Annotated in this window: 9 protein-coding genes; 8 read left to right on the forward strand and 1 reads right to left on the reverse strand. The window is 36.5% G+C overall.

Going from position 1 to position 7,529, the window contains the following annotated elements; translation table 11 throughout:
• Nucleotides 1-35: 35 nt before the first annotated feature.
• Nucleotides 36-1,430, reverse strand: a complete 1,395-nt coding sequence (locus FFX44_RS10855; RefSeq protein ID WP_289980888.1) for an amino acid permease — start codon at nt 1,428-1,430, stop codon at nt 36-38.
• A gap of 293 nt (nt 1,431-1,723) precedes the next feature.
• Between FFX44_RS10855 and FFX44_RS10860 the strand changes: the two genes are divergently transcribed.
• The 8 genes from FFX44_RS10860 (at nt 1,724) to FFX44_RS10895 (ending at nt 7,269) form a co-directional block, all read left to right on the forward strand.
• Nucleotides 1,724-2,287 (forward strand): guanylate kinase, encoded by a 564-nt coding sequence (locus tag FFX44_RS10860; protein ID WP_289980890.1) that lies wholly within the window; start codon nt 1,724-1,726, stop codon nt 2,285-2,287.
• 82 nt (nt 2,288-2,369) lie between these two features.
• Nucleotides 2,370-2,798 (forward strand): transcriptional repressor, encoded by a 429-nt coding sequence (locus tag FFX44_RS10865; protein WP_289980892.1) that lies wholly within the window; start codon nt 2,370-2,372, stop codon nt 2,796-2,798.
• A gap of 76 nt (nt 2,799-2,874) precedes the next feature.
• Complete coding sequence (locus tag FFX44_RS10870) at nt 2,875-3,321, forward strand: hypothetical protein (RefSeq protein ID WP_289980894.1); 447 nt, start codon at nt 2,875-2,877, stop codon at nt 3,319-3,321.
• A gap of 11 nt (nt 3,322-3,332) precedes the next feature.
• A complete protein-coding gene (locus FFX44_RS10875) occupies nt 3,333-4,139 on the forward strand; it encodes a DUF6681 family protein (RefSeq protein ID WP_289980895.1) in 807 nt (268 codons plus the stop codon).
• Between the two features lie 252 nt (nt 4,140-4,391).
• Nucleotides 4,392-5,126: an amino acid ABC transporter ATP-binding protein gene (locus FFX44_RS10880; RefSeq protein ID WP_289980898.1), complete on the forward strand. Its 735-nt coding sequence runs from the start codon at nt 4,392-4,394 to the stop codon at nt 5,124-5,126.
• Nucleotides 5,127-5,139: 13 nt separating this feature from the next.
• Complete coding sequence (locus FFX44_RS10885; RefSeq protein WP_289980900.1) at nt 5,140-5,967, forward strand: transporter substrate-binding domain-containing protein; 828 nt, start codon at nt 5,140-5,142, stop codon at nt 5,965-5,967.
• Nucleotides 5,964-6,602: an amino acid ABC transporter permease gene (locus FFX44_RS10890; protein WP_289980903.1), complete on the forward strand. Its 639-nt coding sequence runs from the start codon at nt 5,964-5,966 to the stop codon at nt 6,600-6,602. The genes FFX44_RS10885 and FFX44_RS10890 overlap by 4 nt, the downstream gene beginning before the upstream one ends.
• 13 nt (nt 6,603-6,615) lie before the next feature.
• Nucleotides 6,616-7,269 carry an amino acid ABC transporter permease gene (locus FFX44_RS10895; protein WP_289980904.1) on the forward strand — a complete coding sequence of 218 codons (654 nt, stop codon included), beginning with the start codon at nt 6,616-6,618 and terminating at the stop codon, nt 7,267-7,269.
• Nucleotides 7,270-7,529: the final 260 nt, after the last annotated feature.

The raw sequence follows: 7,529 nt of genomic DNA on the forward strand, positions 1-7,529 counted from the left end.
TTGTTCCAATTTTATTAATTTACAAATTTATTAGCTTATTTTTCACTTTCCAATTTGCTATGTTTTATGCCATATGTGAAATAAAGAACCATCCCGATAATAAACCAGAGGATTGATGCAACCCATGTTTCCGCAGATAGGCGTGTCATCATGATGATGCACAAAACTCCAGAAATAATTGGTAAAATAGGATAAAATGGAACTTTAAAGCCGTCATGAGAGATATCTGTTCGTTTGCGCAGCGGAAGTATTCCGAAAGAAACGAAGGTAAATGCAATCAAGGTTCCGATATTTACCAGATTAGCAAGCTGATTGAGTGAGACTAATCCACCCAGAGTAGCAATGATTATTGTGACAACGAGCATACTGTTGTTTGGAGTGTGACTCTTAGAATTGATTCTTCCGAGAAAATCAGGTAAAAGCCCATCGCGCCCAATCGAGTAGATTAAGCGGGAACTACTATAAATCATAGTGACCATCATCGTGAACATTCCAGCCAGAGCACCTATAGAAATAATACCGGCTACCCAGTTTTGATTAACCGCCTGAAGTGCAAAAGCAACTGGATCTGCTACATTCAGCTTGGTATAAGAAATCATACCAGTCAAAACAATAGAGACTAAGATATAAAGAATAGTACAAATTACAAGGGTGCCAAGAATACCTAAAGGCATATTCTTCCGTGGGTTCTTAACTTCAGCGGCTGAAGCCGAAACTACATCAAATCCAAGATAGGCAAAGAAAACAGAAGAGGCACCCACAAATATTCCATTAACCCCAAAGGGCATAAATGGCTGCCAATTAGCGGGCTTAATATAGAATGCACCAACAATTAGAAAAATTACAATAATAGCTATTTTTACCAGTACAATGATGTTGTTAATTCTAATTGAAGATTTGACACCTTTGGAAAGCATGAAGGAAATTAAGAGAATAATTAAGACTGCAGCGAGATTAATATATGTTCCATTTGCTGGATCGAAGTTGCCGCTAAGTGCCTTAGGTATTTGAATACCAAAGCCCAATAGAAATGACTTAAAATAAGCTGACCATCCTGTTGATACGGCAGCAACGGCGAGCATGTATTCAAGTATTAATGCCCAACCGAGGAACCACCCGACAATCTCACCAAAAACAACTGTTCCAAATGAATAGGCACTGCCAGCAATCGGCAATGCTGCAGAAAATTCAGCATAGCATAATGCAGCTGTAGAACAAACAATCGCTGCTAAAATAAATGATAATACGATACTTGGACCAGTATGCATAGCAGCTACAGTTCCCGGAAGTATGAAGATTCCTGCACCAATAACAGCTCCAACACCAAGTGCAATAAGATCACCGGCACCCAAGGTTTTCACAAAACGATTGTCTTTGGTGATATAACGGGATAGACTTTCTTTGCGTAAAACGCGTTCCTTTAGATTCAAAAGAAATACCTCACTTTTTCTTTATTTAATTATTATGACTTAGATGATAAACATATTTGAAGTGTTCTGTCAATTCATGTCGGGGAAAATAAAATAAACGGGAAATGCTTGTTACAAGAGTGTTATTTGTGAAATGTATGAAAAAATCTTGAAATATCAGTTTTTTATTGGCTTTTTCATAGTAATAAGAGACTAGAGTTATTATAATTGCTATATGTAATGGTTACTATGCAGGAAGGTATTATGCAAAAAGTCAACTTAGAAAAATTAATCAGCTTGGAATGGATGAAAAGATGAAACGATTGATAGTGATATGTGGGGCACCAGGTTCAGGTAAGACAACTATTCAGAATTATTTGCTCGAAAAGTATGAATTTCCACGAGTAATTACGCATACTACAAGGCCGCGCAGAATAGGGGAAAAGGATAAAGTTGATTATTATTTTGAATCAAAAAAGAGTTTTTTTAAAAATCACTTTATTGAGTTTGTCGAATATGCAGGTCACATGTATGGGTCTTCTTATGAGGGATTAGAGTTGGCTTTTCAGAAGTCGAAGACAGTAACCATAGTATTGGACACTGAAGGAGTTCTCAGTTATAAAAAGACAATAAAAGATATTCAAATATTGTTTTGGTATATTAAGGTTCCCGATGTCAAACAACTCGCAACACGTATTTTAAGGCGCGGAGAATCTGAACAAGAAGTTGTGAGACGCTTAGCGAGTTTTGAGGCCCAGCGAGATATGAACATCCCCGCGAAACTGGTATCCTTTTGTGAAATAATTGAAAATGGAATGTGGCAAAAGACAAAAAACATTGTGGATAAGGTACTAAAAGAAGCAGCAAGCAAGCGATAAAAGGCATCATGTGTGTTTAATGAGTAACCAGCAACTGCAAAAGATGCTCTCAATTACTATCATTTGTATGGAGGCGAAAAAAATGATTGACATCGCAGTGAAAATATTACAGAAGAATAATTATAAGATCACGAAGCAAAGAATAAGTATGTTAGAGTATCTTAGCCATTTCCAAGAACAATATGTTAGTGTTGCAGTCGTTGATAAGTATATGCATGAAATTTATCCAGGAATGAGTCACAATACTATCTACCGCAACATCAAAGAATTTCAAGAAATTGGGATAATTGAGCAGCGGACACGTGATGGAATCGCATGCGTCAAGTATCAGTGCGATTTTGTACATCAGCACCATCATCATTTTATCTGTAAAAAATGTGGAAAAGTTCAAGAGGTGCAGATGTGTCCACTAGACTTTTTTGAAGAACAACTTCCCGGGTGTGAAATTGAGGACCATCATTTTGAACTGTACGGAATTTGTGCTGATTGTATAAGATTAGGCAAAGACTAGGCTCAGCAACTACTATACGTCTTGTGAATATTTTAAAATAGAGATATAAATATTATTTAGAAATGGAGCGATTAAAATGGCATATCGAACGCCACCGTTCATTACGCCGTTCGCGGTAATGTCAGTAGTTTTAGCACTTGGAGCTACGAATGTTGCGGTAAATACTGTGACAAATACAAATGAAGGACGAACTGTGACACAGACGTCCTCAGTCAGTTCAAGTGAGAGCAAGGAGACAAGTTCAGAAAATTCAGTTTCATCTAGTGAATCTTCTTCAAGTAATCCTTCTTCAAGCAGTTCAGAATCCTTGTCTTCTTCAGAAAAAGATAGCAGTTCAGAAGAAAATTCAACATCAAGTAGTAATACCCATTCAAACAGCAGTTCATCAGCAACTGATAATCAAACGCAAGATGGAAGCAGCAGTACAAGTCAAAGCTCTGCTACAACAGCAACAAGTAGTTCAACGCAGGATAATCAGACTGATAGTGCAAGTTCAAGTGCTCAAACAACTAAGACAGAATAGGAGGTGCTTCTTTGTTTAGTATAATTGGGATTATCAATAGTTATCTAGGATATATCAATATAAATGTAAAGCTAAAAAATAGAGTTTATACCATTCTAGGAACTGTAGGGAACTTTTATCTATTATATGTGGCAGATCAATTTTTTAAGAATGGATATATGGCAAGAGGAGCGCTTTTTATTCTGGCTTTCATTGCATTGCTTTATTTTTCATATCTAAATGTTATTCATTATTTTACGAAAAAGAAATCGCGGATTGATTTCTCCCCTTGGATCGAGAAAAAATTGCATCTGAAGCCAAAGGAAGAAGAAATAGGGAAAACGGGCAAAGTATCCAGAGCAGGATATGTGCAGACTAATGGAATATTCAATAATGAAAAAATGCTGCCAGCTTCACTTGATATGAGTCAAGAGAATCATATTAACCTGAAAAAAATAGTGGCGGTATTGGAACAACAAGAATATCTCAACCTAGATTTCGGTGGCTTGTCAGAAGAACAGCAACTCAAGCTGGCTCGTACAAACAATAACGGAATTGATGCATTGCTGGAACCAGTTGCACTTCCATACTTTGAATTAGAGAAACGCGGAGATCGATTTGTTATTCTTGGTGGCGTAAATCCATTGGAGAGGAAAGAACTAGGCCAGATAGTACGAATTGGATTAACACCAATTGCCGATATCGGTGATAAATATGAGATATTTCTTGCCGCAGTCGTAATTCAGGGGGGGCTGCATAAATTTGCAGGTAGGTCTTCTCTTGTATCGGAGGAACGACCTTTTAGTCTTGGTGTACAGGTAGCATATCAGAGTAAATAAGAAACTTTGAATATTAGGCAGAATTTCAGAATAATAGTTGAGAAACGTATCGTTGAATATTTTGATGCGTTTTTTATTTTGTTTTGAAATATCATTCAGTATTAAAAATAAATAATTTATTGAATACTCTTATGAAATATACTCTGCTAGCATTAGTTGATTAGAAAACAGAAAGATATTTCTTGCATAAAAAGGAAAACTTAATTAGAATATTTATTATCATAAGTTAATTTACATGGAGGGGAACAAAATATGCCAGTTATTGAATTTAAAAAAGTTGAAAAATATTATGGGAAATTTCATGCGCTGAAAAACATCAATTTACAGGTTGAAAAAGGTGAAGTCGTTGTTGTGATTGGCCCATCAGGTTCGGGTAAGAGTACGTTAATTCGTACAATTAACGGCTTAGAAGAAATTGAGGAAGGCCAGTTGTTGGTTAATGGATATGACTTGGCTGATAAAAAGACGGATTTAAACCAAATTCGGAAGGATGTTGGAATGGTTTTTCAACATTTTAACTTATATGATAACAAGACGGTGCTTGAAAATATTATGCTGGCACCAAAGCTTGTTTTGAAAAGGAATGAAGCTGAGAACAAAGAAACAGCATTGAAACTATTAGAATCAGTTGGTGTTTCAGATAAGACCGCATCATACCCCAAGCAACTGTCTGGTGGACAAAAGCAACGTGTCGCAATTGCTAGAAGTTTAGCTATGAAACCTAAGGCATTACTATTTGATGAACCAACATCTGCACTTGATCCAGAAATGATTGATGATGTATTGAATGTGATGAAGGCAATTGCAAAAGAGGGAATGACAATGGTTGTCGTAACGCATGAGATGGGTTTTGCTCGTGAAGTTGCTGACCGGGTTGTATTTATGGACAATGGTGAAATCTTAGAAAATGCTCAAGCAGACGAGTTTTTTGAAGCACCTAAAGAAGAACGTGCAAAACAATTTTTAAGTAAGATCATCAAGCATTAGAGGAGGAAAGTTGATGAAAAGACTAAGAAAAATGCTCCTTGTAGCAGGTATTTTTATTCTTGGAGGACTCCTTGGTGCTTGCTCATCTTCAAAAACACAAAGTACATGGAATGAAGATAAAGCAAATAATACCATTACATGGGGCGTTAAGGCTGATACTCGACTTTTTGGACTGATGGATGTTGGGACTGGTCAGATTAAGGGTTTTGATATTGATGTCGCTAAGGCAGTTACCAAGAAAATATTAGGTGCAAAAGGCAAAGCAAAATTTGTTCAGGTTACAAGCAAAACAAGAATACCATTACTGAAAAATGGCAATATTAATGCAATCATTGCAACGATGACAATTACACCGGATCGTGAAAAAATTGTTGATTTCTCAAAAGTATATTTTGCGGCGGGACAATCATTGTTAGTAAAAAAGGGCAGTAGTATTAAGAACGTTAAAGATTTGAATAAAGCAGGAACTACGGTATTAGCAGTCAAAGGGTCGACATCTGCTGTTAATATTAAGAAATCAGCACCAAATGCTAAGGTATTAGAGCTTGAAGATTATGCACAGGCATTTACTGCTTTGAAATCAGGTCAAGGGCAGGCACTTACAACTGATAACGGGATTTTGTTTGGAATTGCTTCAGAAAATCCAGGGTATCATGTTGTGGGGGGAACCTTTACTAATGAGCCTTATGGAATAGCAGTGGATCAAGGACAAACGGAATTGAAAAATAAAATCAATAAGGCTTTGAGCGAAATGAGAAAAGATGGAACATATCAGAAACTATTACAAAAATGGTTTGGAAATGTAGCTGGATTTAACTTGAAGGAGGCGAGCCAACAATGATTAGTGTTTTTCAACAGCATGGGCAAGAGTTGCTGACAGGTCTAGAAAATACAATTCTATGTAGTGTGATTGCCTTGTTCTTTAGCCTGATAATCGGTTCCACAGTTGCAATCTTTGAAGTTTTACCATCTAAGTTTTTGCGTATAATTGGCAAGATTTATATCGAAGTTTTTCGTAATATTCCACTGCTCGTAATTGGTATGTTCTTTTATGTGGTTGTACCGCAATATGTTTTTCCAATGGATGGTTTTACTGCGGGAACAATTGGCTTAACTCTTTACACTTCATCATTTATTGCTGAGACAGTTCGAGCAGGAATTCAGGCGGTTGATGGTGGACAAATGGAAGGTGCACGTGCAAATGGACTGAGTTTCATGCAAGCAATGTGGCATATTGTTTTACCACAAGCATTTAAGTATGTAATTCCGCCACTGGGAAATCAATTTATTAATTTAGTGAAAAATTCTTCGGTACTAGCCTTTGTAGCAGGTTTTGATTTAATGTATCAAGGAGACATGATTGCTTCGGCAACCTTTGATACTTTTAATACCTATATTGCTGTAGGTATCCTATATTTAATAATTACATTACCGTTGAGTTATTATATGCGATATCTTGAGAAAAAATTGGCCTAAGGAGGGATGATAGATGAATAGTTTTGCTGAAGCATACACTTGGATAAACTTTCGCTTCTTGCTAGAAGGATTATGGGTCACTCTTGAAGTATCTGTTATTTCAATAATTTTGAGTTCAATAGTTGGTTTGTTTCTAGGAATTGTTAGATATATTCGTTACCCAGTTGTTTCGGGAGTTGTTGGAATTATCGTTGATTTAATTAGAAACCTACCTTTGTTGTTGCTGATCTTTTTCACATATTTTGGATTACCAAAAATTGGAATTAGGATGGATCCGCTGACTGCGGCAATTACAGCGATGACAGTCTTCGAATCGGCGATGATTGCTGAAATTGTAAGAAGTGGGATTCAAGCTGTCGATACTGGGCAAATGGAAGGTGCACGTGCAAATGGATTGACTTATTGGGAAGGCCTGCGCTATATCATTTTACCACAGGCATTGAAGAAAATGATTCCACCTTTAGTAAGCCAATTTATCTCATTAATAAAGGATACATCTTTGGCTACAATCATTGTTTTGCCAGAATTAATGTATCGCGCACAGATAATTTATGGGCAGAACACGAGATATTTGATTCCAATGTTTGTGGCATTAGCTGTTTTGTATTTTGTTGTTTGTTATGCACTCTCGTTGGTTGCTTCAAGACTAGAAAAAAGAGTTGGGTAACTGCTAGTGTGGTAATGGTGGGATTAAAAGTAGGGTGGCTTCCAATAGAAAAGAATGTGACATAAGATGATGAAATTCGAAATTAGACGATTATTGTTTCTTGTGAATCATATTTAGCTGTAATTAGCAAAGGGGGGCTGTGCCATAAGTCCTAAGTAAAAGAGCCACATTAGAAAAAATAATAATTTTTCTAGTGTAGCTCTTTTGGTATAATTGAAAATAAAAAAAGCACTGGTTGCAGCCAGCACCTTCAAAAACAA

Origin of the sequence: Lactobacillus sp. UCMA15818 (assembly GCF_030400225.1) — a bacterium.
Classification (GTDB): domain Bacteria; phylum Bacillota; class Bacilli; order Lactobacillales; family Lactobacillaceae; genus Liquorilactobacillus.